The organism is Micromonospora sp. NBC_01405 (assembly GCF_045040155.1).
Lineage (GTDB): Bacteria > Actinomycetota > Actinomycetes > Mycobacteriales > Micromonosporaceae > Micromonospora.
The window spans coordinates 1135562-1160846 of the sequence record NZ_CP109532.1; the positions used below are offsets into that span (position 1 = coordinate 1135562).

Sequence of the window (25285 nt, forward strand, 5' to 3'; positions counted from 1 at the left end):
AAACAGGCAATCAAGGTGTACGTCAGAACGCTACCGGAGGCAGTGTCGTCGGCAACCCGCGACGCCGGTAGTGCCGTCCGGCCCGGAGCGCCGGGCCGGACGGCACCCGACGACGGACGCGCACCCCACAGCGGACGCGCACCGGGAAACCCCCACCGGACGAGGACAGGCGTGGGGCGTGCCAGACTAACCGGAGATCCGAATCGCGAGGGAAGGACCGACAGTGGCAGGAAGCGAGCCGGTGACGTCGCCAGATCAGCACAAGCCCGGGCACCGGAAGGCGGGGCGGATCGGCGCGGTGCTCTCCGCCCTGGCGTTGCTGGCGATGCTGTGCGGCAACCACGAGGGCAGGGTCGAGGACATCTGGCTGGTCGGCCTGGCCGTGCTGCTGCTGGCCGTTGTCATCGGCGACGCGGTGCTGCGGCGCAACGGCCTGCGCTCCTGACCACGACCGGCGGTCCGCCGACCACGTCAGGCACCGAGGGCCCGTCACCCTGCTGAGCAGGGGACGGGCCCTCGTCGTACGTCTGCGTCGGAACCCGCCCGCTGCCGGTCAGCGACCGAAGAGGATGTCCTGGACATCCTTCAGCGCCGCGTCGACCTCCGCCTCGAAGTAGCCGCCAGGCACCAGGCCGAATCGCAGGGTGTCCAGGTCCTTCGGGTTGACCGGCATCGGGCTGCGGCCGGTCATGCCGCCGAGGATGCCGTCGAAGAGCCGGTCGACCTGCTCCGGGTCGTACCCGCTGCCGAAGCGGCGCACCTGGAAGCCGCGGCGAATCTGGTCCACGCGGTGGAGATCGCCGCCGGGGGGGCCGGCCATCGGGGGGCCGGCCATCGGCGGCGGGCCACCCACCGGCGGCCCGGCGACCGGGGACGGCCCGCCCATCGGCGGGCCACCGTGCGGCTGCTGCGGCAGGGGCGGCGGCCCGGCCGGGCCGCGCCCGCGCAGCTCACGCAGGTCCCGCTCGGGCATCCGGATCTCGGCGGTCATGTCGGCCCGACCGTGTCGGCCCGCTTCGAAGCCGTCGAACCGGCCGTCTGGGCCGTAGCCACCCGTCCCGGCGGGCAGTCCTCGCGGCGGGGGGCCGCCGTGGCCGTGGCCCACGCCCGGGCCAGGGCCCACGCCGGGGCCGGGGCCGGGAACGGGGCCGGGGCCGGGGCCGATCGGGCCACCCGGACCGCGTGGGGTGTCGTATCCGCCGCGCGGGGCGTCGTAGCCACCGGCGGCGAAGGCGCCGCTCGGCTCGTCGTAGCCACCGGCAGCGAAGGCGCCGCTCGGCTCGTCGTAGCGGCCGTACCGGTCGGCGGGCGGACCGGCCTGCGCGGGCATCGGTCGGGGCGGCACGGGCCCGGGCCCACGGTCATCACGCATCGGGACCGGGCCACGGTCGTCACGCATCGGCACCGGGCCACGGTCATCACGCAGGCCACGGTCGTCACGCATCGGGACCGGGCCACGGTCATCGCGCATCGGGACCGGGCCACGGTCATCGCGCATCGGCGGGCCCATCCGGTTCGACGGGCCGAGTCGGTCGGACATCCCGGAGTCGGTGCCACGGCTGACCACGCCGCCGCGCTCCTCCAGCTCGGCCAGCTGCCGCTCGACCCGGTCGAGGTGCAGGTCGACCTGCCACTCGTCGTAGCCGTTGAAGCGGACCCGGAAGACGACGTCGTGGACCTCCTGGGAAGCCACGGGCGCGCCGACCGGCTGTCCGGCGAGCGTCGCCTCGACCCGGTCCAGGAAGGCGTCCACCTCGTCGACCTTGTAGCCCCGACGGAGCGCCTTACGCCGGAAACGCTGACCCTGACTCGCCACTATGTCTCCTGGTCTCGTTCGCTACGCCCGCTCACGCCGTCGCCTCCTGCGGCGCGTCGGTGTCGTTGTCCTCGGCCGCGGCGAGCTGCCCGCAGGCGCCGTCGATCTCGCGCCCCCGGGTGTCCCGCACCGTCGTGGACACCCCGGCGGCGCGCAGGCGCCGGACGAACTCCCGCTCGACCGGCTTGGGACTCGCGTCCCACCGGCTGCCCGGGGTCGGGTTGAGCGGGATGAGGTTGACGTGGGTCAGCTTGCCGGCCAGCAACCGGCCGAGGAGGTCGGCCCGCCACGGCTGGTCGTTCACGTCCTTGATCATCGCGTACTCGATGGACACCCGGCGTCCCGTCTGGGCGGCGTAGTCCCACGCTGCGTCCAGCACCTCGGCCACCTTCCAGCGCTGGTTGACCGGCACGAGCTCGTCGCGCAGCTCATCATCGGGCGCGTGCAGGGACAACGCAAGGGTCACCGACAGGTCTTCGCTGGCCAGGCGGCGGATGGCCGGGACCAGGCCGACCGTGGAGACGGTGATGTGCCGCTGGGACAACCCGAGCCCGTCCGGGGCGGGGGCGACCAGCCGGCGGATCGCCGCGATCACCCGCGAGTAGTTGGCCAGCGGCTCGCCCATCCCCATGAACACCACGTGGGACAGCCGTGACGGGGAGCCGGCGACCGCGCCGGAGGCGGCCACGCCTGCCAGGTAGACCGCCTGGTCGACGATCTCGGCGGTGGAGAGGTTACGGGTCAGACCGGCCTGGCCGGTCGCGCAGAACGGGCAGGCCATCCCGCAGCCGGCCTGGCTGGAGATGCAGACGGTGACCCGGTCCGGGTAGCCCATCAGCACGCTCTCCACCAGCGAGCCGTCGTGCAGCCGCCAGAGCGCCTTGCGGGTGGCCCCGTCGTCGCAGGCCAGCTCGCGAACCGGGGTGAGCAGAGTGGGCAACAGCGCGCCGGCCAGCCGATCCCGGGTGGCGGCAGGCAGGTCGGTCATCTCCGCGGGGTCGCGAACCAGCCGGCCGAAGTAGTGGGTGGAGATCTGCTTCGCGCGGAACGCCGGCTCGCCCAGCTCGGTGACCAGCGCCTGCCGACCGGCCAGATCGAGGTCGGCGAGGTGGCGGGGCGGCATGGCCGCGCGGCGTGCGGCGGGGGCGTCCGGGGCGACGGGAATCAGCGGAAGGCTCGTCATGGCGCTCCCAGTCTCCCACGCCGAACGGACGACGCGCCTGGCCGGAGGTGCCGAATCGCCTCCGACCGGGCGGCCGGCACGGGGTGCCCGGCGTGATCCATGCCTCAGCCCACCACCGGGACGAACACGGCCAGCAGCAGGTACGCGGTGGGGACCGCGAACAGAATCGAGTCAAGGCGGTCCATCAGGCCACCGTGGCCGGGCAGCAGGTTGCTCATGTCCTTCACGCCGAGGTCCCGCTTGATCATGGACTCCGCCAGGTCGCCGAGGACCGCCGCGCAGGAGACGGCCACCCCGAACAGCGCGCCCCACCATGGGGCCACGTCGAACAGCAGCCAGATCAGCAGGGCGCTGCCGAGGGCGGCGGCGGTGATCGACCCGGCGAAGCCCTCCCAGGACTTCTTCGGACTGATCGAGGGGGCCATCGGGTGCTTGCCGAGGTTGACCCCGGCGGCGTACCCGCCGGTGTCGGAGAGCACCACCGCGACCAGGGTGACCAGCACCCGCAGGTGCCCGTCGCCGGGCGCCGCGGCGAGCATCGCCGCGAACCCGCCGAGGAATGGCACGTAGACCGCGATCAGGGTGGCCGCCGTCAGGTCGCGCTGGTAGTTGCCCGGGCCGTCGCCCAGCCGCCAGACCATCGTGCCCAGCACGGTCACCAGCAGGCCGAGGCTGAGCGCGTCCGGGCCGGCGAACCACGCCAGGCCGACCGTGAGCACGCCGCCGGTGAGCAGCGGCACCAGCGGCGGGTGGGCCCCGCCACGGCGAACCGCTCGGGCCATCTCCCAGGTGCCGATCGCGATGGCGGCGGCGAGCACGAACAGGAAGGCGGGCAGGTAGAAGAAGAGTGGCACCAGCACGACCGCGCCGAGACCGACGCCCACCCCGATCGCGGCGGGCAGGTTACGCCCCCCGCGGCTGGGCGGCGCCTGTTGGGTGGGCGGACGGTCCGCGCGGGCCCGCCGGCGCCCGGGCTGCCGTCTGCCCCGGGGCCGCCCCGGCTCCGCGCCGACGCCGGCCACCGTCGCGGAGGGCTCCTCCGGCCGGTACGGCGGCGGGGCCGACTCGCGCCCGGCGACGGGCTCGTCGACCGGCCAGGCGGGGTGACCGGGGCCGGCCGAGCGGTCCTGGTCGGGGTGACCAGGGTTCCCGACATCGGGGAGGCCGGGCCAGACCGGCTCGTCGCCGCCGGGCAGCGGGCGGGCGCCGTACGGGTCGGTGCGGTCCGCGTCGAGCGGCCCCAGCCGGCGCGACTCGGCCCGGACCTCGGGCTCGGACGTACCGATCGCGGCCGGCGCGATCGGGTCGGTCGTGGTGGCGCCGAGCATGTCGGGGGCCGAGGGCGGGTACGCGTCGGTGGCGGCGCTGTGGGCCCACTGCCCTGGTTCGAGGTCACGGTCGGGCCAGGGAAGCGCGGCAGGGGCGTCCGGCCGGTCCCAGCTTCGGGGCTCGGCGCTGCGGTAGGGGTCGAGGTGGGACATCACGCACCGAGCGGAAGCGGTACGGGGTTCACCACATGACGTACGACCAAGACCATCCCCTACAACAACAGTTCCGTCCGGTTGACCGGCCTGACGGCCGGCCGATTCCGACCGTTCACCGCGTGGTGGTCGGAATCGTGCCGAGCCTACTGCACTGGCCGCCCGGGCCGGGCGGACGATGGGCCACCGTCGCCGGCCGGCGACGGTGCGCCGACTCCCCCGCCCGGCGAAGGCCCGGGTGGTGGCCTGGTGGCCGCCCACAGGGGCGGCAGCGGCCCGCGACGACGAAGGCACCGGCGTCCCGCCGCCCGACGGCGACGGCACACCGGTGCCACGGCAGGTCACGCGACCGGCCCGGGCCGGTCGCGGATCAGACCTCCAGGAGCTCGGTCTCCTTGTGCTTGACCAGATCGTCGACGCTTGCGACGTACTTCTGGGTCAGGTCGTCGAGGTCCTTCTCGGCGCGGCGGCCGTCGTCCTCGCCGACCTCGCCGTCCTTGACGAGCCGGTCCAGCTCTTCCTTGCCCTTGCGGCGGATGTTACGGATGGCCACCTTGGCCTCCTCGCCCTTGTGCCGGGCGACCTTGATCATCTCGCGGCGCCGCTCCTCGGTCATCTGCGGGACGAGGATGCGGAGCTGGTTGCCCTCGTTGTTCGGGTTGAGGCCGAGGTCGGAGTCGCGGATCGCCCTCTCCATGGCGCCGATCTGCGAGTTGTCGTACGGCTTGATGATCACCATGCGTGGCTCGGGGACCCCGATGGACGCCATCTGGGGCAGCGGCGTCGGGGTGCCGTAGTAGTCGATGATGATCTTGGAGAACATGGCGGCGTTGGCGCGACCGGTGCGGATGGCGCCGAACTCCTCCTTGGCATGCTCGATCGCACGCTCCATCTTCTCCTCGGCCTCAAGGAGGGTGTCGTCGATCACCGGTCTCCTCGCCTCCTTCTTGTGTTCGTGGTGGTCTGTGCTGTCGTGTCCGGAGGACCGTCGCTCGCCGGCCGCCGGACGCTCAGGCGGTGATCAGGGTGCCGATCTTGTCGCCACCCACCGCACGGATGATCGTGTCCTCGCCCTGCGCGCCGAAGACCAGCATCGGCAGGCCGTTCTCCATGCACAGGCTGAACGCGGCGGCGTCGGCCACCCGCAGGTTACGGCGCAGCACCTCGGAGAAGGTGATCGAGTCGAACTTGCTGGCGGTCGGGTCGATCCGGGGGTCCGCGGAGTAGACGCCGTCCACGCCGTTCTTGCTCATCAGCACCACATCGGCGCGGATCTCCAACGCGCGCTGGGCGGCCACGGTGTCGGTAGAGAAGTACGGCATGCCCGCGCCGGCGCCGAAGATGACCACACGGCCCTTCTCCAGGTGCCGGATGGCGCGCAGCGGGATGTACGGCTCGGCGACCTGGGCCATCGTGATCGCGCTCTGCACCCGGGTCTCGATGCCCTCCTTCTCCAGGAAGTCCTGGAGGGCGAGGCAGTTCATCACGGTGCCCAGCATGCCCATGTAGTCGGCGCGGGCCCGGTCCATACCGCGCTTCTGCAGCTCCGCGCCGCGGAAGAAGTTGCCGCCGCCGACCACCACCGAGACCTGCACACCGCGGCGGACCACGGTGGCGATCTGCCGGGCGATGGCCTGCACGACGTCCGGGTCGACGCCGATCGCCCCGCCGCCGAAGACCTCGCCGGAAAGCTTCAGCACCACCCGACGAGCCCGGCCGGGCGGTGGGGCAGTCGGATCATCCGCTTCCAGGCTCCGGTCACCAACAACCTGCGTCATCCGCCCCGTCCCTCCCCACGCGCACCAAACGTGCGCCGGTTACCGCGTACCTGCCGTCGCTGACCCTATGCGACAGGGAGGCCGCGGTGCCTGTCACGTACACCAGCGGCCTCCCCGTCGACGTTCCCTGCCCGCGGGCGCGTCACGCCCGACCGGCGGCTCAGGCCTGGCCGACCTCGAACCGCAGGAAGCGGGTCACCTCGATGCCGGCCTCGGCCAGCAGCTGCTTCACGGCCTTCTTGTTGTCGGCGACCGATGCCTGCTCGACCAGGACGTAGTCCTTGAAGAAGGCGTTGACCCGGCCCTCGATGATCTTCGGCAGCGCCGCCTCGGGCTTGTTCTCCTCGCGGGCGGTCTGCTCGGCGATGCGCCGCTCTGCCTCGACGACGTCGGCCGGAACCTCGTCGCGGGTGAGGTACTTCGGCCGCATCGCCGCGATCTGCATGGCCACGCCACGGGCGTCGGCGTCACCGGCCTCGTCGGTCTTGCCGGCGTACTCCACCAGCACACCGACGGCCGGCGGCAGGTCCTGGCTCTTGCGGTGCAGGTAGACCGCGACGGTGCCGTCCAGCTTGGCGAAGCGGTTGAGCACCAGCTTCTCGCCGATCTTGGCGGACTGCTCCTGGATCAGGTCGGCGACCGGCTTGCCGTCGATCGTGCTGGCGAGCAGCTCCTCGGCGGTGCTCGCGCCGCTGCCCTCGCCGTGCTCGACGAGCTGCTGGGCCAGCACGATGAAGGCGTCGTTCTTGGCGACGAAGTCGGTCTCGCAGTTGAGCTCCAGCAGCGCCTTGCCCGAGTGCGCGACCAGGCCGTTGGCGGCCGTCCGGCCGGCCCGCTTGCCGACATCCTTCGCGCCCTTGACGCGCAGGATCTCGATGGCCTTGTCGAAATCGCCCTCGGCCTCGGTCAGCGCCTTCTTGGAGTCCATCATGCCGGCGCCGGTGAGGTCGCGGAGCTTCTTGACGTCCGCGGCGGTGAAGTTGGACATGACTCTCTCTTCGGTTTTGAGACAGCGGGTGGGATGTTCTGGGTCCCGGTTACCCGGATCCGGGCCGGCTGTGCCCGGCGTACCTGCCGTTCCTCGCCGTCCGGTTTCCCGGACGGCGAGGAACGGCGGTGCGGTCACTCCGCGGCGGCGGCCGCCGGCTGCTCGGCAGGCTGCGCGGGCTGCTCGGCCGACTGCGCCGGCTGCTCGGCGGGCTGCTCGGCCGACTGCGCGGCGGGCTGCGCCGGCTGCTCGGCGGGCTGCGCGCGCTGCTCGTCGGCCTTCTTCGGCTCCTCGAGCAGCTCGCGCTCCCACTCGGCCAACGGCTCGTCGGTGCCGACCTGGCCCGGCTCCGGCTTCTCGTCGCCGCCCCGGCGACGGCCGGAACGGGCGATCAGGCCGTCGGCGACGGCGGCGGCCACGACCCTGGTCAGCAGCTCGGCCGAGCGGATCGCGTCGTCGTTGCCCGGGATCGGGAAGTCGACCTCGTCCGGGTCGCAGTTGGTGTCGAGCACCGCGATCACCGGGATGCCCAGCTTGCGGGCCTCGTCGACGGCGATGTGCTCCTTCTTCGTGTCGACGATCCAGACTGCGGCCGGAAGCTTCTGCATGTCCCGCAGACCACCCAGGGTGCGGGTCAGCTTGATCTTCTCGCGGGAGAGCTGCAGGGTCTCCTTCTTGGTGTAACCGGCGGTGGTGCCGCTCAGGTCACCCAGCGCCTCCAGCTCCTTCATCCGCTGCAGCCGCTTGTACACCGTCTGGAAGTTGGTCAGCATGCCACCGAGCCAGCGGTGGTTCACGTACGGCTGGCCGACCCGGGTCGCCTGCTCGGCGATGGCCTCCTGGGCCTGCTTCTTGGTGCCGACGAAGAGGATGCTGCCGCCCTCGGCGACGGTGTTGCGAATGAACTCGAACGCCTTCTCGATGTAGTCGAGGGTCTGGCGCAGGTCGATGATGTAGATACCGTTGCGCTCGGTGAAGATGAAGCGCTTCATCTTCGGGTTCCAGCGCCGGGTCTGGTGCCCGAAGTGGACACCGCTCTCCAGCAGCTGACGCATGGTCACGACGGCCATGGTGGGTACTCCTTGTGATCCCTGGTTGTGCCGCCCGGCCGGCGGCCGGGCGTCCTGGCGCCCGGTCGCCGGCCATGGCGGGCCCGACCAAGATCGGGACCAGGGAGGCCGCCGCCCCACGACGGGGCGTGGGGAGGGCGCGCGAGGTCGACCGCGTGCGGCGGTCGCCAGTCGACCAGTGTACGCCTCTGCGCGGCCCTCCGGTCAGCGGGTGGCGAGGGCCGCGGCGACGAAGAGCACCAGGCCGACCGTGAGGTATGCCGTCGGCGGGCGCAGCCAGCCCCGGCTGCCGTCGGCGAGCGCGAGGCCACCGGTACGCAGCCCGTAGAGCCCGACGCCGAAGATCGGCAGCCCGGCGACCAGGAAGATGCCCACCACGACGTCGGCGGCGGAGAGCGGATCGCCGAGCACGCCGTGCCGCAGCACCCGCAGGGCCGGGACCTCGAAGACCGCCACCAGCAACGCGATCAACACCGCCAGCGCCGGGCGGCGGGTCCGGTAGACGCCGTCGGACGGCGGCGGGCCGGGGCGGCGCAGCCCGTCCGGGGCGTACGCCGGGTCCAGGCCCGGCGGGGACAGATCCGGTCGGACAGCCATGGAGGGCATCGGTCCGGTCGGCATCTCCAGCGGGTGCGGCGTCCCGGCCGCCGGTCCCGCCTCGGCCCCGCGTACGGGCTCAGCCGAGCGCCCCGCCTCGGCCGCCGGGCCGGGGCCCGCACCCCGGTCCGCCCCACCCGGGCGGTCCGCCTCCGCGGGGCGGTTCGGGTCGACGATCGGGTAGCTGCCGAGCGGCACGGGGCGGCCGGCTTCCGACCTGCGCCCGACCGGGTCGACGCCGAGCGGGTCCGACTCGGGCGAGATGTCCCGGGGGGCGGCGTCGTACGGGGCGCCGGAGACCGGCATGGGCCGCTGGCCGACGGTCAGCGGAAACTCGACGGCGCGCTCGACGGCGGGCGGCGGGAACGTGCCGGGGTTCTGGCCACCCGACAGGACGGGGTCCGCACCCCGCGACCCGGCGGACAGCCCGGTCTCGGCGGCCCGGGCCGCCCGGCGCGCCTCCCGCTCCGCGGCGAGCTCGTCCACCGACACCCCGAACGACCCGGCGTCGGCCCGCCTCGACCGCGACGGCCGGTAACTGTCGGTGTCGGTGTCGGTGAGCCCGAACGCGTCGTCCGCCCCGTGCCGCCCGGACTCGGCATACCGGCCGACGGGCGGGTCTGTCAGCTCGTCATAGCGTCGCTCACCGGTGTCCCCGCGCTGGTCCGAGACGCGAAACTCGTCCGCTGGATAGCGGTCGTCGCCCGGCGGGCGCCAGTCCGGCTCGCCGTACCCGCGCTCGCCGGGGTACCAGCTCGACTCCTGATCATCGGGAAAGCTCCGTCGTGCGTTCACGACGGGCACCGTATGTGACAGGGGCACCCCCGCGCCATCCGGATGATCGGCTTCCCCCCGATCGGCACCGGACGTCCCACCCACGACGCGGGGCCCGGGCGCCGGGACACAGGACGGCCCGGGGCGGCGGGTCGGACGTCCTGGGGCCGGGACCGGGCGACGCCGTCCGGCGTGGCGCGCGCGACGGCCGGTCACGGCCGCCGGACGGCGGGGCGGGGCCACGCTCCCCCGCCCGGACCGTTCCGGTCGGGCCGCCGCGGGCGGCGGCCCGACCACCGGCGGCCCGACCAGCAGTTGCCCCGGCAACCGCCTCCGGTTGTCACGATCGTCGGTCGGATCGACGGCAGCCGCGCCCGGGCGGCGCCGGCAGCCTTCGGAGAAACCGATCCACGGAGGTCCCATGCGACTCACATCCCCGGCCCGGCGCCGGCTCGCCGCCACCGTCACCGCCCTGTTCGCGGTGGCCGGCTCGGCGCTCGCCGCCACACCGGCCACCGCCGCCCCCGGCTGCGACGTCCCCGACCCGCCGCCGGTCTGCTCCGAACAGGGAGAGCCCGACCAGGCCCCGACCGGCTCGTTCGAGGCGATCGAGCACCGCGACGGCGGCATCCGGGTCGTCGGCTGGGCGACGGACGGGGACACCGCCGGCGCGGTCACCGTCAAGATCCGCCGGGACGGCGTGCTGGTCCTGACCGCCACCGCCGACAGGTCCCGTCCCGACGTCGGGCCGCACGGCTTCGACCGGCTGCTACCGGCCGCCCCGGACGGCCGGCACACCGTCTGCGTGGCCGCGGTGAACGTCTACGGCGGCCTCCCGCGCCAGCCGGCCGAGAAGTCGCTGGGCTGCCGCGACTACGTGGCCGGCCGCCAGCGGGTGGGCGGCGACCCGTACCTGACCGGCGACACCCAGCACGCCACCGCCGTCGAACCCGACTCCTTCGCCTGGGGGCGGACCATCGTGTCCGCGTACCAGGTCGGGCGGGACGCCGACGCGCCCGGCGGCGCCACCAACATCGGCTTCGCCACCTCGTACGACGCGGGGCTGACCTGGACCAGCGGCACCCTGCCGGGGATCACCCTGGCCGGTGGCGGACCGCACCTGCGGGCCAGCGACCCGGTGGTCGCCTACAGTGCCCGGCACGGCGTCTGGTTGACGGCCAGCCTGGTGATCAACGACCTGCACGACGGCGTGCTGGTCAACCGGTCCACCGACGGTCAGACCTGGTCGGCCCCCGGCTGGGCGATCGGCAACGACGGGCAGGACCGGGACAAGGAGTGGGTGGTCTGCGACAACTGGACCGCCAGCCCCCACTACGGGACCTGCTACCTCACCATCACGAACCTCAGCGCCAGCGGCCGGATCGAGCTGGCCAGGTCCACCGACGGCGGCCTCACCTGGGCCACCGTGCCGAACCCGCGCGGGGCGGCCTCCTCGCCGACCGGCAACGGCACCGCCCCCGTGGTACGGCCCGACGGGCGGCTGGTCGTGGCGTACGGGCTGAACGGGTTTACCAGGGCGTTCACCGTCGATGGCGCGGGCGCGGTGTGGAACGACAGCGGCACGATCCACGCGGGCACCTACCACCCCGTGCCGGGGGTACGGTCCGTCTCGGTGGTCTCGGCCGAGGCCGACCGCTCCGGCCGGATCGTCGCCACCTGGCACGGCTGCCGGGCCGGCTACCCGTGCCAGGTCAACGACGTGCTGTTCAGCACCTCGCCCGACGGGGTGAACTGGACGTACCCGGCCGAGGTGCCGGTGGACTGCCCCGACCAAGGGCTGTGCGCCGCCACCGACCGGCTCGCCCCGACGGTCGCGGTGGACCCGAACGACCCGGCCCGGATCGGCATCCTCTGGAACAGCTACCTCAACGGCCGGATCAACACCCAGTTCACCTCGTCCGTCGACGGCGGGCACACCTGGCGGCGCTACCCGCAGACGCTCGCGACGATGCGGACGGACCAGCTCGCCAACAGCGGGCTCGGCCGGATGCTCGGCGAGTACCTGGGCCTGTCGGTGGCGAACGGCAGCGCCGTGGCGACCTTCCCGGTCGGCCAGGCACCGCCCGCCGGGCAGGCTTTCGACCAGGCGATCCACACGTACGGCCCGCTCGGTTTCTGAGCCGGACACCGGGCCGCCGGGACCCCGTCACGGGGACCGGCGGCACGGCCGTCCATAGCACGCAGGGGGCATGATCGTCCGGTTGTCCACAGCGGCCCTCGTCGTCCACAGGCTCCCCCCGGCGGACTGCCGGGCCCGGCATGGTGCGACGCATGACGAAGCGGAACCAGGCGGTCGGCGCGTACGGGGAGCGATGCGCCGTCCGGCACCTGATCGGGGCGGGGCTACGCCCGGTCGCCCAGAACTGGCGCTGCGCGGCCGGCGAGATCGACATCATCGCCTGGGACGGCGCGGTGCTCGCCTTCTGCGAGGTGAAGACGAGACGCACCGCCGACTTCGGCACGCCGGCCGAGGCGGTCGTGCCGGCGAAGGCGCGGCGGCTGCGGGGGCTGGCCGCCCGGTGGCTCGCGGAGACCCGCACCACCGCTGACGAGGTGCGGTTCGACGTGCTGTCGGTCGAACTGCCCGACGCGGGCGCGGCCCTGGTCGAGCACCTCAAGGGTGCGTTCTGAGATGGGCTGCCAGGCATGAGCTACGCGAAGGTGCTCTGCGTCGGCCTGGTCGGGGTGGCCGGGCACGTGGTGGAGGTGGAGGCGGACCTCGCGCCCGGGCTGCCGGCCGTGGTGATCTCCGGACTGCCCGACACCGCCCTGCACGAGGCGCGCGACCGGGTCCGCGCCGCGGTCGTCAACTCCGGCCAGCGGTGGCCGAACCGGCGGATCACCCTGAACCTGCTCCCGGCCACGATGCCGAAGTTCGGCTCGGCCTTCGACCTGGCGATCGCCGTGGCGCTGCTCGGCGGCTCCGGGGAGTTGCCGCTGCTGGCGCTGGATCGGGTGGTGGTCCTCGGCGAGCTGGGCCTCGACGGCACCGTCCGGCCGGTGCGTGGGGTGCTGCCGATGGTGGCCGCCGCAGCGCGGGCCGGCTTGGAGCGGGTGATCGTCCCGGCTGACAACGCGGCCGAGGCGGCGGTCGTCCCGGGCGTCCGGGTCCGCGCCGTGGACACGCTCCACCGGTTGGTCGAGTTCGTCCGGGACGGCACGCCGCTGATCGAGCCGCCCGCCCCGACGCCGTCCGCCGGCCCCGACGGGCCGGACCTGGCCGACGTGGCCGGGCAGGCGCTGGGCCGACGTGCCCTGGAGGTAGCCGCCGCCGGTATCGGTAAGCCGTGCTGTTAGAGGTTGAGGAATCACGTGAATGCCGGCGGCCTCGGTGACGGCATGGCCTCGGTGACTTCTCTCCGTGGGTGGCGATAATCGGACGCGTTGCGACGGGGCAAGGGGGATGTGGCGTCCGATGGTGTCTGCGAGCAGGAATGCCCAGGAGTTGCCGCCGAAGTCGGCGGACGCGCTGCCCGATTCCGAGGAGCCGCATGGTCCGTGCCCGCGGTGTGATCGGGTCAGTAGCTTCACGGTGAGGTCCCACTCGCCGATCTCGTTTACCAGCCGAATGGCCATGCCTGGGCAGAATCGTGACTTCGATCAACGGGTCGCGATGCTGGAGTGTCAGGGCTGCGGTCAAGGTGTCGTCGTGGTCGAGGACAAGTTCGTCGGCGGCGCCTCCATGTATGTGGCGCGAACGGGCAACGGACCGGGAGCAAACGGCGGCCGGGTCCAGTGGCGAGGCATTCACTGGTGGCCGACGCCGGGCATGACGGCCCCGAACCCGGACGTGCCGGTCAGCGTCGCCGGCGAGGTCGCGGAGGGAAGTCGCTGCTTGGCGGTTCAGGCGCCGAGGGCGGCGGTGGTGATGTTCCGCGGCGCTCTCGCGGAGATCGTCCATGACCGTGGCTCGGAGACGGCGAAGGGCAAGAACACGCTCTTCGCCCAGCTCAAGCAGATGACCGACGACGGCGATCTCGTTCCGGCCTTGTCGGACTGGGCCAGTCACATTCGCGTCCTGGGCAACGCGGGCGCGCACCCGAGCACCCTCGCGCCGGTCTCTATGGAGGAGGCCGAGGAGCTGCTGCGGTTGGTGAACGCGCTGCTGGATTACCTGTATGTGATGCCGGCGAAGGTCCAGCGGGCTCGAACTGCTCGTCCGTGATCGTCCCGGGCGGCCTGGCACCGCGGAGCAGGTGGCGCCAGGCATGGCCGGGTCGGTGTTATTGCGGGAGTGCGCTGATCACGTTCCCGATGACTCGGAGGAAGTCTCCGAGGCTGTGGAGGTTCCCGATCCCGATGCCGACCGCGATCCAGCCGAGGCGGCGGGACATGCGGAGGTCGAGCTTGAGTCGGAAGATCGGGTCAGACGGGCTGGGTGGTTGCTGCTGGTTCACGCTGCGCTCGCTTCGGGTCGTGGCTGAGCCTTCGGACGCATCCAGCGGGCGAGCCGATATTGATAGAAACTCGTTGATCCTGTCGGGGTGAGCGGCGCTTCCTTGAAGACCTCGCGCCGTTCGACCAGGTCCAGCTCGCGGAGCCTCTTCAGCCCGCGCAGGGTGGTGTCGGCCGACCACCCATACCACTCGTCCATGCGCTCGGCCGGGAACGCGTGCCAGGGCTTCTCCGCGGCGATCGCGAGGAGCATCGCCAGCCCGGGCAGGCCGACCTTCGCGTCGTAGCCCTTCGTCCAGAACGTGACGGGAAGGCGGAGGTAGGCGTCCTTGTCGGCGATGCCGGGCCGGGTGTAGTCGTCGCCGGAACCGTCCTCACGGAGCAGGGTCACCGAGATCTTCCGGCTGCCGCGAGCCCGGGTGAGCTTGACGAGGTCGCGGTCCGCGAGACGGTTCAGGATGCGCCAAGCCGTGGTCCGGGCGCCCTGTTCGGTGCCGGTGAAGAGGTGGGCGTCGAAGAGCCGGGCCCAGACCAGGCTGTCCAGTTCGGTGGTCCAGCCGTCCTCGTTCACCTGGCTGTTCGCGGCGACGGTGATCAAGTAGGCGCGGGTGCCGCGCGCGTCACCGTTGGCGACGAACTCCTTGAGAGGCCCGTGGCGTGGATCCTCTCCGGGTGGTCGCTGGACGAAGACCCGGCGGAGTGGGACGGTGGATCGGATGGCGCGCTTGAGAAGTGCTGCCCGGGTCGCCTCGCCGGTGACTTCCGGCTTCTCGACTTTCGGCTGACCGCTGCGTGTGTTGTTCATGGCCGTCAAGGTAGGTCATGCAGCCCGCCGAACCCAACCGCGATAGCTGCCCTGGATCTGACCGTTCCAGCGGGTGTAATAGTGATACCTATAGTGCAAGAGCCGTGATGCAAGCACCCACTGCGAGGACCGTGCGATAACCCAATGGTAGGCAGCTGGGCCAAGCCAGCGGCGGGCCCTGGCGGTTGGGGCGGGCCCTGCTTGCCACTTCGGCGCGGAAGGCCAGCCATTTCATCGAGATCCACGAGCGCGGGGGTTTTGTCGCCCTTCATCCCATTGCCGGGGTGGATTCCGCCCGGCGCCGGCCCCGGCTCACCGGTCAGCGCGGCGGAGAAGGTCAGCCGCGTAGTCCGCGGCCGGAGATCCCGCTGCGGCCGTCCACCGGGTCGCCGTGCTCAGGTGGAGGTCGAGCAGCTGGCTCAGGACGACCGCGGGCAGGTCCCCGGCGAGGTCGATCATGGTGGTGTTCCGGGCGGGCCGCGCGTGGACGCCGAGGGCCTTCATGTTGCGCAGGAGCTGGTGGCTGCTGAGGTGTCCTCCGGGAACCCCGCCGGGGAACAGCCACGGGTTTGAGTCGGCGCGGCCGATGGCGACGTTACCCTGCCGGTGGTCCCGAAGTGCCCGGAGCAGATCGTCCAGCGGCGGCGGGATTTGGATCGGCTCCGCGCCCAGCGTGAGGGTGAGCTCGCCGCCGGCGTCGTCGATCTGGTCGATGGTGAGGGTGCTGATCCGGGTCAGCGGCTGAGCGAATAGCAGTAGGAGCAGGCCGGCGACCCGGTCGCGCAGGTCGAGTGCGTCGTCATGCAGTAGCCGGCGGATCAGGTTCCAGCGCTTGTCGGTGTGGATGCCGACTCCGGACAGGCGTTGCTGCCGGGCGGGAATCTTGACCTTCTGCGCGTGCCGGTTGCGGGTGGCCCAGGCCAGGAAGGTCCGGGCCTGGACTCGCAGCCAGGCCGTCCCCGGAGTCCGGGGACCACCTGGCGCTATTCGGGCCGCCCGGGGCCGGCAAGACCATGCTCGCCGAGCGGCTGCCGTCCATCCTGCCCGAGCTGGACGACGAGGCGGCGCTGGAGGTCACCGCGCTGCACTCGATCGCCGGGCTGCTGCCGGCGGGCGGCCGGCTGCTGCGCCGGCCGCAGTTCCAGGCGCCGCACCACACCGCGACGGTGGCGACACTTCGTCGGTGGGTGGTGTCTCAGCCAGGGCGCTGGTTGACGGGCCGGCGGCCACGCTGGACCAGGGTGGGACGGGCCGGCGGGTTCATCTTCCGGAGGCCCTCCTTAATAAGGAACAACTCCCGCCGGGCGACCGCATCGCCCTTGGCATCCAACTCGTACCCCTCTAACCAGACCCAGCCGTCGTAGGTAATCAGGTCGGTCCTCGCCTTGATCAGCCTGAACATGATCGGCCGGATGAACTGGACGCTGCAGGCCCGGGTTATATGGAGAACGTCGCCCGCCTTGAGTCCGATCATCGGCGGGGGCCGTACCGACGCCATGCCCTGATCCGGGTCTTGGCTGCCTCGACCAGGGGACACCACCCGCTCGGGCTGCAGACGGCACACCGTCGGTGCTTATGCCAGTCGAGGGTGCGCCAGGCATCCAGGATCAACAGGGGCAGCCGCCGGGCGGTCACTCCGTCCTCCCACGGCTCCGGCGTACCACCGATCCGGCCGCACCGGACGTGCCCGCCGCACGGGCGGAGTCGAGTCGATGCCGGTCCCTCCAGAGCCATGAGGCGCAGGAGTCCCAAGGGAACGTCTGGCGCAGCTTCACGAGTTCAAGGTGCCGGGCGTCTCGCAACCTCATCGGTGCCTCCCACGGGCCTGCCGGGTGCGGTTTTACTGCGGCACCCCGCCCCGCCGAGCCCAGCTCCACCAGGGCGGGGGTACCGCGTTATCGATCCCACACCAGCGCTTACCCCCTGTCAATGTGGGGACCCCCGCGACGGCGTCCACGACCGGGTATCCCCGCCCGGAGAGGCACGGGCGTGCCTACGTTCAGACCATGGGTGCAGGGCCGGGCCGACTGATGGGCCCCTGGGAGATCTGCCAGCGACTCGGTGTCTCCCGGTCGCGGTTCCAGCAAATCGCGCTACGTCCCTCGTTCCCGAGGCCGTATCAGGAGCTGCGGGCCACCAAGGTGTGGTTGGCTGTCGACGTCGAGGCGTGGATCGCCGAGCACCGTCGCCCCCGGCCGCCAGCGGACGAAGACTGACGACCGGTCTCCCGTGGCCGCCAGCGGACGGAGAGACCCGGATGCGGGTGTCGCTACCCCCGGACCTCGTCGGCGTTCCGGTGAATTGGCGGAACGACTCCCGCTAGGCCGGCGGCACACGGGCAAGCCTTGATCCGCCCCTGGGGCCGCCACTCCCTACAGTCGGCCCGTGGACGCATCGACAGCGCAACTCGCAGCGGCAGGAATCGCGGCCGGTTCGGTGCTCCTCGGGGCGGGGCTAAACCAAGTTCTAACTCGAAGGGCCGAAGACAGGCGTCACCGATTGGAGTCGGCCGCCCGATGGCATGAGGAACGCCGACGTCTAGCCAGCTTGCTTATCTCGCAGGTGATGCGGATCGAGCGCAGCCTCACTGGGTTAGCCGGTGGGATTCCCATCTTTGCCCGAGGGCTGAAGATCGAACAATGCGGCCCATATCACAAAAACTTGCCAAATGGCCACCGACCCCTGACCGTGAGGCTCCTCGACACGGCACCTCCACAAGGGAGGACCCGTCGAGTGGAGGATTAAAGATGGGAAGTCCGTTCCCCGTTCGCCTGCTGTGCCTGGCCGTTGTCACCCTCGGGTCGAGCCAGGTCGCGACCGTCGCCAGTTGGGTCACATGGTCGGCGGAGTCTAGTTTCAGCAAGACCTTGATCGCCGGAGCCGTCGCGTTCGCCGGCTCCGCTCCCCTCATTCACGGGGCTCTCAATTACCTGATAAGACACGACCCCTGACGCTGCGGCATCCGGGCGACCTCAGCCCTAGCCAGAGGCCGCCCGGGGCCCATTGCTGACGTTCAGGCTGGTCAGCGCCTCGGCCTATACGTACATTCGAATTTTGACCGTACAGCCAATCGCGCCAGGCCCTTGACGCAGCGACCCCGGCCCGGCATCTTGCGAAGCAAGGCGAGGCACAAGGGCTGGAACCCACTTTAGGTCCAAAAGGGATCGCTGTAACTAGGTGGAGGTTCTCGCTCGATGGGCAACAACATCGCCAACCGGGTTTTGCTGCTGGTCATCGCCGTCTTGGCGGCCACCCTGACCGGGACCATCGCTGGGTGGATCACTTCGGAGATCGAGCAGAGTATCGGTAAGGCCCTGCTCGCCGGGGGTACCGCGTTCGGCGGGACGCTGGCACTCTCCATCGTGATCTTCAACTTTTTGACTCGAAGCGACGCCTGACACCTCGGCACCCGGGCGATGCGGTTCTTTAACGAATGGACCAGCGCCCCCGGGGTCGGTACATCCAACCTCGGGTAATCCGCCGCTTGACGTCCCTGGGTCCGGCGCAGCATGGGCAACCGGGCTAACCGGGGCGGTACGGGGTCGGCTGGTCCTCTTCATCGGGCGGCCACCCACGTACAGGGCAGGCATCTGGTGGGGGCGCCTCGGGCCACCATCCACCCAGGAAACCGGGCTGCCGGGCGGGCAGCGACACCGATGGGTGGGGTGGGAGTTCCACCCCACGCCCGGCAGCCGGGCTCCCTTATATGGCGTGGACCACACGATCGAACCACTGACCGTCCGCACCTTGACATGCCCCAAGTCCGGCTGGCATCTTGCGAAGCAAGGCGAGGCACAAGGGCTGGAACCCACCTGAGGTCCAAAAGGGATCACTGTAACTAGGTGGAGGTTCTCGCTCGATGGGCAACAACATCGCCAACCGGGTTTTGCTGCTGGTCATCGCCATCTTGGCGGCCACCCTGACCGGGACCGTCGCCGGCTGGGTCACTTCGGAGATCGAGCAGAGTATCGGTAAGGCCCTGCTCGCCGGTGGCACCGCGTTCGGCGGAACTCTGGCGCTCCTCCTCGTGACGTTCAACTTCTTGACTCGAAGCGACGCCTGATGCCCCGCCACCCGGGCGATCCCTGGCCGGGGCTGGAGTCGCCCGGGGCCGGCAGCCAGCATAGACGGGTCGTCGCCTCCCCTGTCCTCCTGCGGCGTCGCGCCCCGCCCCGGGGTGGCTGGTGGGCCGGACCCCGCCGGGACGACGGAGGGCAGGGCGAGCGGAACTGGTCCGGAGGGCAGGGTTCCCTGAGCCGGTGGACGTGGTCGGCAACGGCCGCATGCGGATCTGGGACCGGGACGCGGTCGAGGCGTGGATCAGGGCGAACCGACCGCACCAGCACGCCGAGGAGTAGTAACCGCTACTGCCTCCGTGACCGGCGTGTCGGTTCACGTCCTGGCGGGCGTATAAGTGGTTCGAGCCTGTCGCACCTGACCGGTACCCTCGCGGCGTGACCGAAGTGCGCTCGTTCCAGTCCCTGGCCGACCGGCTCGCGGGGAATCCCTTGGACGCAACGCTTCACGATGGGGTGCCGGGGTGGCTTGATAAGCCGCTGCGTGACTGGCTGCGGACGTGTCTCGATGCCCCAACTACCAAGAGGGTCATGCTCCGACTCAAGCAGGCGCATGATTCCGGCACTTACAAGACGCCGACGCATCAGCTCCTGAGGCAACCTGCCGGCATGGGCCTGCTGACGGTCGTAGATGCGACCGTCCAGCTACACCCCGGGTGGGGTGCCTTTGAAGAGGGCTCCGGGGAATTCGGTGGCGATTGGCACATCGATACCTTCGTCAACATCATTCGTGATCTTCAGGACACCCTGATGGACGGTGCGTCGCTGTACCGCTTCGACCTGGACGGCCGGTGTCTCGTCCGACGAGTTGACGAGACGGCCCAGCGGGCCGCGGATAGGGCGATCGCGAGCACGACCAAGACCGCCGCCGACCACCTGCACGTTGCATGGGTGGCCGCCTACGGCCTGAACCCAGAGCCGGACAAGGTCTTCAACGAGGCGATCCGCGCCGTGGAGGAGGTTGCCTGCCCCCTCGTCGAGCAGAAGAAGGCCGAGGCGGGTACCGCGACTCTCGGCACCGTCATCGGTCACCTGGGCAAGAACGCGCCGGACAAGTGGGAGTTGGCGCTACCAGGCAAGGACGGCCAACCCGGTGGTGTCGAACCGATTGTCTCGATGATGGAGACGCTGTGGCAGGCTCAGCTTTCCCGGCATGGCGGCGCTCCGAAGTCGCGTCGGCAGAACCAGGACGAGGCTGAGGCAGCCGTGCACCTCGCTGTGCTGTTGGTCCAGTGGCTCTCGACGGGAGTGCTACGCAAGAAGCCGTAGCGTCCGTGTATAGACGTCTGCACTAGTCCAATGTGGCGAGTTCGCAGTCGTCGATCAGGTGCGACAACAAGCTGAAGGCAGCAAGCCGCTCCAGCCCTTGGTGCTCGGTCAACTCGTCGAGTCTGTGGGTAGCAGGGTTGCGTACCGCTGCGAACACGCCTTGCGCGAAGCTTCGCATCCCGCCATTCATGCTTTTGACGCCCTCGTCTGAAGGGTCACCTCGCCAGCGGAGTCGAGGCTTCCCGCCTTCTGGATCCTTTTCTGAGAAGCACTCGGCCATGAGCTTCGAGTCGGAGACGTCACGTCGACCGACAAGACTCTGCACGTGAGCGTTCACGTTGGTGGCGGCGGCTTGAACGGCGGCGCGGTAATGTCTGGTCTCCCATAGAGTGCGAGCTGCGTCCCAAACCCAAGTATGTAGTCGATCGGCGGCGAGCTGAGGGCTATCCGGCGCCAGGTTCTCTTCAATCTCGGCCGCCCGATCCAAAAGGCCCAGGACAGGAAGGCAGACATCGCGCACCGGGAAGACGATGAGGATGTTGTCTCTCCCTCTTGCAAGTTGAACAACCTCTGAGAGGGGTGATGGAACGAGCTTGAGGATCTGCATTACGATCGGCCAGCGCTGCATGATGTCGCTATCACGCTGCCAAAAATCCAACAGTGCGGGCTTGCCGTCGCAATTTCCCGATATCAGTCGATCGGCGCGCGTATACCACTCAAGATCGCGGATGAACTTTCGAACCTCGCCGGCCGCCCACTTCCTGTTCATGGGCACCGAGGATATATCCCAGACCAGGCAAATCCCATCGACTTCTCGTACTGGCTTGGTGGGGCAAACGCCCTGCCCGCTCCGGTGCGGTCACTTTCAGCGACCTGCCTCGTCATCCAGTCGCTGCCAGATTGCCTTGCTCCGCCACATGTCCTGCTTCGGGAACAGTTCGTACTCCTTGCGCCGTAGCTCGTTTAGGCTCAGGTAGGCGAACGGCGTGAGGGTGAGGTCGCAGCGGCCATCCCGCGACTTGTCTCGGTTCTCGTACCAGGTGAGGCCGATGCGCTGGGCCGCGGTGAGGGCGTCCATCGACCACTCAGGCCGCGAGCCGTCAATGCCCACAAGCTGTTCGGCCAGTGCGTCGATATCCGCAAACACACGACATCCCCGGCAAGTCCAACGAGCTGGCGCATTGTCCTGAAGAGGGCTCGAAAGCTCTTGTCCCGTCGCAGGGCCACGCATCATGGTTGCGACCTGCTCTGGACTGGCTACCCACAGGTACGCGCACCCACAGCGCGGACACGGGAGACCAGAGGTGCACCAGGGGAGCGCATCCTCTCGGGTCACTGCCCCGTTCATCGCTACTCGCCCCTTCCGGCTGCGCCACTCGGCACGCCGCCCAGCGAGATGTTGACCGCCTTGAGGCAGCAGTCCCAGCCGATCAGGTACGTGCGCTCGACGATCGCCTTGACCGTGTTCTCGGTGCAACTGAAGGACGATACGCGCGGCTGCACCGTCGGTGCGCTGCGGTAGATCATCAGCGCGCTGGTCGCGTAGACGTAGACCGAGCTGACCGGCTGCGTGCCGTCCGGCGCGGTGCCCAGGTAGCCGGCACCGAGGATGACCAGATTCCCCTTGGGAGTTCGGTAACAAGATCCGTCACGCACGAGCATGTTCGCGTTGGTCAGCGCGGGTGTTAACTCGACCGGCATATGCAGCATGTCCACGCCGTCGTAGCAGTCGGCCATCTCCGCCTCCAGGCGGCCGATGCCTTCCACAACATCGAGTGTGGCGCCCGTGACGACGACTGAGGCGGCGGGCTGCATCAGGACGCCCGTGCCGGCCTCAACGATCTGCGTGTTGCCCGCGAGACGCGGGTAAATAACCGGCTGACCAGCAGCCTGTCCCGTCCAGAAGGCGCGTTTCACCTGCCACTGCTCGGACTGCGTGAACAGGTCGTTGACGGTTTCCGTTGCCCGTTCCCAAAACCCCGGCGCACTGCAATCGACCTCGGTGAAGATGGTGAAGGCGGTCGCGCCGCGTAGACCGATGCCACCCGCGTCCCAGGGCTTGATCAACCGAGGAGCCGTCGGCCGCCGTCGCGGCCCGGGTGGCCGCCGCCCGCCGGGCCGGCGCCGAGCGTTGGGCGGGTACCGGCTGCCGGGTAAACGCGGAGGTCCCCGGTCCCCGGCTGCGCCGTCCACCCTGGCGACTGCCCGAACGGGACACCCGCGAGCTGCGGGGCCGGCTCGACTCCGGCTCGCTGTCGGCGCGCGGTTTCGACCGAATCATCCGGATGGCATGGACCGTCGCCGACCTCGACGGGCGGGACCGGCCGCACTCCGACGACGTCCGGGAGGCCATCCAGCTCAGGACGGGGGACGCGGCGTGAACACCGAGGAGAACCTGCTGGCCCGGGTGGCGTTGACCTGGCTCGCCGAGCCCGGCACCTGGTCGGTACACCGGCTGGTCGACGAGCTGGGCCCGGCGGGCGCGCTGGACCTGCTGCTCGACGGCGGGGCGCCCGAGGAGTGGCTGCGCGCCGCCGTGGCGGCCCGGTCCCGGGAGGGGGACGCCCGGGCCGTGGCAGCCAACGCCCTGGCCCGTACGCAGCGGCTGGGTGCCCGGATCGTCACCCCCGACGACGAGGAGGAGTGGCCGGCGCGCGTGGAGGACCTGCGCCGGATGGTCCTGCCGGGCGCCAACCGGCGGGGTGGACCGGGAGACCGCGCCCCCGCTCTGCCTCTGGACGCGCGGCGCTTGGCCGCTCCGGGAGGCGCTGGACCGGTCGGTCGCGGTGGTCGGCGCCCGGGCCGCCACCGGGTACGGCTTGCACGTGGCCACCGAGCTCGGCTACGGGCTGGCCGACCGGGACTGGACGGTGGTCTCCGGAGGAGCCTTCGGCATCGACGCCGCGGCGCACCGGGGCGCGCTCAACGCCGGCGGACTGACGGTGGCGGTGCTCGCCTGCGGGATCGACCAGCCCTACCCGATGGGCAACGCGGCCCTGTTCGACCGGATCGCCGAGACCGGGTTGCTGGTCAGCGAGTGGATGCCGGGCGCCGAGCCGTTCCGTCCCCGGTTCCTTTTCCGGACTAACTGAGGGTGGCCGATTCCGCGAACCCCGTAACGGTCTGTGCTCATCGTTCCCATTCCAGGGTGATCTTGGCCTTGCGGGGCAGCGCCAAGTAGAGCAGGCCGGTCACGGCGACCAAGGCGAGACCGCCGTGGAACTTGGTCTCGAGGCCGGGCGGGACCAAGCCGAGCACCTGGGTGAGCGACGAGGCCAACAACGTCCCGAAGCCGCCGCCGGCGGCAACCTTTACCTTGCGGTTGATGCTCGGGTTGGCCTGGTCCTTCGGGGTCGTGTTGCGGTTTTTGGGCGTACGGGAGCCATCCGCGTTCGCGGGCATGGAGAACCTCCGGAGAGAACGAGCGAGAAGAGTCTGGGGGCGCCGCTCGCGACCGTTCGCGGGTCGCGAGCGGCGGCATCCGCCGCAGGCGGTTCGAGCTCAGCCGAACGCTGGCCTGGTCCTCGGCCTCGTTGTGGTGGGGACGTGGAGTTCGCCGGCCTGCCGGCTGGTGAAGTCTTTGCCCAACCGGTCCAACTTCCTGCGGACACGCTCGCCGAAGGCCGGCGGCTGCCCGGCCGCCGCGGCGGCCAGCTCCCAGGTCATGCCGTCGTGACCTGCGTAAAGGTCAGCGACCTCCCGCTCTCCGGGCTTGAGCTTGTCGAGGACACGGTCGATGCGCGGGTCGCGGAACTCGGGCAAGCTGAGCACGAGATCCTCGACGGAGCGCGGGGCGGCCAGCGCCTCGGCCAGGGTAAGGACCACGTCGCTGTCGCTGCCCGCCTGACCCAACGGCATGTGCAGGGACACGATGCGGCGGTGCCTGAGCTCGGTGTTGCCGATCAGTCGATGGTTGCGGTGGAGCTCCCTGATCCGCTTGAGCAGCACCTTCTTCACGTTCTCCGGCTCCGCCTTCAACCAGGCGTCCTCGAGCAGGGCCTCCTTCGCGGCCTCGATGTGCGGCTGGCCCTTCGGGAAAAGATCCAGGACCTCGAGCATGAACTCCCGGACGATCTCCTCGCTGTTCTCCTCATGGAGGATCGCCTTGCGAACCCGGACGGCCGCCCAGAAGACCGCGCGGACCGCCAGCGCGAAGAGCGTCTCGGTCGCCGCCGACCAGTCAGGCCACCTGAATTCAGGCCACCTGATGTCGCGGACGATCGTCACGATGCCCTCCGCGATCGGCCGGATGACCTCGGTGAGGTCGGGCAGCCTCCAGCTCCAGGAGGCGACCATCGAGCTGATCTGCTGTCGCAGCTTCGCCTGGTAGGTCATGAAGCCCGAGGCCCATTCCCGCGTGTGCCGGAACGCGCCGATCAACCAACTTGCGCTGCTGGTCACCGCGTCCCGGAAGCGCTGGGGGACGCTGAACGCCGGCCAGGCGGCCGCGGCGATCTGCTCCTGGATACGACGCAGCGCCTCGAACATCGGGGCCCGGACAAGGCTCTGGAGCGTCTCCTGCATCTTCTCGAACAGAGCGAGCGGGCGGACCAGACTCTGGAGCGTCTTCTGTAACTCCTCGACCCAGGCGAGCGGGCTGACCATGTCCGTGATCTGGTCCAGCACCTTCAGCGAGAGGGCTATCCCGTCCAGGAAGGACTGCCTGCCTTCGGCCGTTCCGGCCCAACCGGCGCGCATGGCTCCGCGAAGGCGCGAGTCGCGGCTCGGCGTGCGACGGGCTCGGCCAGCGGCCTCGCGGGCGCTGCGGGTGAGCCGGCGGTCGATCAGCCGCTGATGCGCCCGGAAGACGGCGCTGCGGGACATCGCCTGCTGCCGGCGACGGACCACCACGACCTTGGGCGGCGACACCACGATGCGGGGCATGGCCGAGGTCATCGCGGTGGCCTGGGGGAACATGGCCGCGAGCGGGACACCTGCCCGGTTCGGGTTCGCGGCCGCCGCTCGCTGGAATGCGCGGGCCAGAGGAGTCCCCGTGCGGGCCGGCGGGGTGGGCGAGTCGGGGTTCTCGGCG

Annotated in this window: 24 protein-coding genes and 4 pseudogenes; 12 read left to right on the forward strand and 16 right to left on the reverse strand. The window is 70.6% G+C overall.

Going from position 1 to position 25285, the window contains the following annotated elements; genetic code table 11:
• Positions 1-223 precede the first annotated feature (223 nt).
• Complete coding sequence (locus OG559_RS04180) at positions 224-445, forward strand: DUF2631 domain-containing protein (protein WP_161687946.1); 222 nt, start codon at positions 224-226, stop codon at positions 443-445.
• Between the two features lie 108 nt (positions 446-553).
• Here OG559_RS04180 and OG559_RS04185 read toward each other — a convergent pair whose 3' ends face one another.
• The 8 genes from OG559_RS04185 to OG559_RS04220 all read right to left on the reverse strand — a co-directional run bounded on the left by OG559_RS04185 (position 554) and on the right by OG559_RS04220 (position 9708).
• Positions 554-1816 carry a DivIVA domain-containing protein gene (locus OG559_RS04185; RefSeq protein ID WP_405112652.1) on the reverse strand — a complete coding sequence of 421 codons (1263 nt, stop codon included), beginning with the start codon at positions 1814-1816 and terminating at the stop codon, positions 554-556.
• Positions 1817-1847: 31 nt separating this feature from the next.
• A complete protein-coding gene (gene rlmN / locus OG559_RS04190; RefSeq protein ID WP_405112655.1) occupies positions 1848-2999 on the reverse strand; it encodes a 23S rRNA (adenine(2503)-C(2))-methyltransferase RlmN in 1152 nt (383 codons plus the stop codon).
• A 104-nt stretch (positions 3000-3103) separates the two neighbouring features.
• The gene (locus OG559_RS04195; protein WP_405116373.1) at positions 3104-4480 is read right to left on the reverse strand and encodes a phosphatidate cytidylyltransferase; all 1377 of its coding nucleotides are present in this window, start codon (positions 4478-4480) and stop codon (positions 3104-3106) included.
• 370 nt (positions 4481-4850) lie between these two features.
• A complete protein-coding gene (gene frr / locus OG559_RS04200) occupies positions 4851-5408 on the reverse strand; it encodes a ribosome recycling factor (RefSeq protein ID WP_405112657.1) in 558 nt (185 codons plus the stop codon).
• A gap of 82 nt (positions 5409-5490) precedes the next feature.
• Positions 5491-6258: a UMP kinase gene (gene pyrH / locus OG559_RS04205; RefSeq protein ID WP_161687936.1), complete on the reverse strand. Its 768-nt coding sequence runs from the start codon at positions 6256-6258 to the stop codon at positions 5491-5493.
• Between the two features lie 160 nt (positions 6259-6418).
• The gene (gene tsf, locus OG559_RS04210) at positions 6419-7246 is read right to left on the reverse strand and encodes a translation elongation factor Ts (protein ID WP_405112660.1); all 828 of its coding nucleotides are present in this window, start codon (positions 7244-7246) and stop codon (positions 6419-6421) included.
• A 134-nt stretch (positions 7247-7380) separates the two neighbouring features.
• Positions 7381-8316, reverse strand: a complete 936-nt coding sequence (rpsB, locus tag OG559_RS04215) for a 30S ribosomal protein S2 (protein WP_405112663.1) — start codon at positions 8314-8316, stop codon at positions 7381-7383.
• Between the two features lie 204 nt (positions 8317-8520).
• Complete coding sequence (locus OG559_RS04220) at positions 8521-9708, reverse strand: hypothetical protein (RefSeq protein ID WP_405112665.1); 1188 nt, start codon at positions 9706-9708, stop codon at positions 8521-8523.
• Between the two features lie 400 nt (positions 9709-10108).
• Here OG559_RS04220 and OG559_RS04225 point away from each other — a divergent pair, with 400 nt between their 5' ends.
• The 4 genes and pseudogenes from OG559_RS04225 to OG559_RS04240 all read left to right on the forward strand — a co-directional run bounded on the left by OG559_RS04225 (position 10109) and on the right by OG559_RS04240 (position 13873).
• A complete protein-coding gene (locus tag OG559_RS04225; RefSeq protein WP_405112667.1) occupies positions 10109-11827 on the forward strand; it encodes a sialidase family protein in 1719 nt (572 codons plus the stop codon).
• Between the two features lie 152 nt (positions 11828-11979).
• Positions 11980-12339, forward strand: coding sequence for a YraN family protein (locus OG559_RS04230; RefSeq protein WP_405112670.1), 360 nt, complete (start codon positions 11980-11982; stop codon positions 12337-12339).
• A 15-nt stretch (positions 12340-12354) separates the two neighbouring features.
• Positions 12355-12984 (forward strand): annotated as a pseudogene (locus OG559_RS04235) (magnesium chelatase domain-containing protein); the annotation flags it as partial.
• Between the two features lie 373 nt (positions 12985-13357).
• Positions 13358-13873 carry a DUF4145 domain-containing protein gene (locus OG559_RS04240; protein WP_405112673.1) on the forward strand — a complete coding sequence of 172 codons (516 nt, stop codon included), beginning with the start codon at positions 13358-13360 and terminating at the stop codon, positions 13871-13873.
• A gap of 228 nt (positions 13874-14101) precedes the next feature.
• On the opposite strand, the gene OG559_RS04245 is transcribed toward OG559_RS04240, so the two are convergent.
• Both OG559_RS04245 and OG559_RS04250 read right to left on the reverse strand, forming a co-directional pair.
• Positions 14102-14908, reverse strand: coding sequence for a hypothetical protein (locus OG559_RS04245; protein ID WP_405116375.1), 807 nt, complete (start codon positions 14906-14908; stop codon positions 14102-14104).
• A gap of 312 nt (positions 14909-15220) precedes the next feature.
• Positions 15221-15412: a hypothetical protein gene (locus OG559_RS04250; protein WP_405112675.1), complete on the reverse strand. Its 192-nt coding sequence runs from the start codon at positions 15410-15412 to the stop codon at positions 15221-15223.
• 464 nt (positions 15413-15876) lie between these two features.
• Between OG559_RS04250 and OG559_RS04255 the strand changes: the two are divergent.
• Positions 15877-16086, forward strand: a pseudogene (locus tag OG559_RS04255) (ATP-binding protein); the annotation flags it as partial.
• A gap of 17 nt (positions 16087-16103) precedes the next feature.
• Here OG559_RS04255 and OG559_RS04260 read toward each other — a convergent pair.
• The gene (locus OG559_RS04260; protein WP_405112677.1) at positions 16104-16382 is read right to left on the reverse strand and encodes a hypothetical protein; all 279 of its coding nucleotides are present in this window, start codon (positions 16380-16382) and stop codon (positions 16104-16106) included.
• A 532-nt stretch (positions 16383-16914) separates the two neighbouring features.
• On the opposite strand from OG559_RS04260, the gene OG559_RS04265 reads away from it, so the two are divergent.
• The 4 genes from OG559_RS04265 (at position 16915) to OG559_RS04280 (ending at position 20253) form a co-directional block, all read left to right on the forward strand.
• The gene (locus tag OG559_RS04265; protein ID WP_405112679.1) at positions 16915-17124 is read left to right on the forward strand and encodes a helix-turn-helix transcriptional regulator; all 210 of its coding nucleotides are present in this window, start codon (positions 16915-16917) and stop codon (positions 17122-17124) included.
• A 978-nt stretch (positions 17125-18102) separates the two neighbouring features.
• Complete coding sequence (locus tag OG559_RS04270) at positions 18103-18306, forward strand: hypothetical protein (RefSeq protein WP_405112682.1); 204 nt, start codon at positions 18103-18105, stop codon at positions 18304-18306.
• Positions 18307-18767: 461 nt separating this feature from the next.
• Entirely contained in the window at positions 18768-18971 is a 204-nt protein-coding gene (locus OG559_RS04275) for a hypothetical protein (RefSeq protein ID WP_405112684.1), read from the forward strand.
• A gap of 391 nt (positions 18972-19362) precedes the next feature.
• Positions 19363-20253 (forward strand): hypothetical protein, encoded by an 891-nt coding sequence (locus OG559_RS04280; RefSeq protein ID WP_405112686.1) that lies wholly within the window; start codon positions 19363-19365, stop codon positions 20251-20253.
• A 22-nt stretch (positions 20254-20275) separates the two neighbouring features.
• Here the strand turns inward: OG559_RS04280 and OG559_RS04285 are convergent, their stop codons facing one another.
• The 3 genes from OG559_RS04285 to OG559_RS04295 all read right to left on the reverse strand — a co-directional run bounded on the left by OG559_RS04285 (position 20276) and on the right by OG559_RS04295 (position 22320).
• Positions 20276-21022: a TIGR02391 family protein gene (locus OG559_RS04285; RefSeq protein WP_405112688.1), complete on the reverse strand. Its 747-nt coding sequence runs from the start codon at positions 21020-21022 to the stop codon at positions 20276-20278.
• Positions 21023-21118: 96 nt separating this feature from the next.
• Complete coding sequence (locus OG559_RS04290) at positions 21119-21400, reverse strand: hypothetical protein (RefSeq protein ID WP_405112691.1); 282 nt, start codon at positions 21398-21400, stop codon at positions 21119-21121.
• 203 nt (positions 21401-21603) lie between these two features.
• Positions 21604-22320 carry a hypothetical protein gene (locus OG559_RS04295; RefSeq protein WP_405112693.1) on the reverse strand — a complete coding sequence of 239 codons (717 nt, stop codon included), beginning with the start codon at positions 22318-22320 and terminating at the stop codon, positions 21604-21606.
• Between the two features lie 5 nt (positions 22321-22325).
• Here OG559_RS04295 and OG559_RS04300 point away from each other — a divergent pair.
• Positions 22326-22634 (forward strand): annotated as a pseudogene (locus tag OG559_RS04300) (ATP-binding protein); the annotation flags it as partial.
• Positions 22544-23336: pseudogene (locus OG559_RS04305) on the forward strand (DNA-processing protein DprA); the annotation flags it as partial. The pseudogenes OG559_RS04300 and OG559_RS04305, both read left to right, overlap by 91 nt.
• 46 nt (positions 23337-23382) lie before the next feature.
• Here OG559_RS04305 and OG559_RS04310 read toward each other — a convergent pair.
• Together OG559_RS04310 and OG559_RS04315 are read right to left on the reverse strand one after the other, a co-directional pair.
• A complete protein-coding gene (locus OG559_RS04310) occupies positions 23383-23655 on the reverse strand; it encodes a hypothetical protein (protein ID WP_405112696.1) in 273 nt (90 codons plus the stop codon).
• A 99-nt stretch (positions 23656-23754) separates the two neighbouring features.
• Positions 23755-25149, reverse strand: a complete 1395-nt coding sequence (locus OG559_RS04315; protein WP_405112698.1) for a hypothetical protein — start codon at positions 25147-25149, stop codon at positions 23755-23757.
• Between the last annotated feature and the right edge of the window lie 136 nt (positions 25150-25285).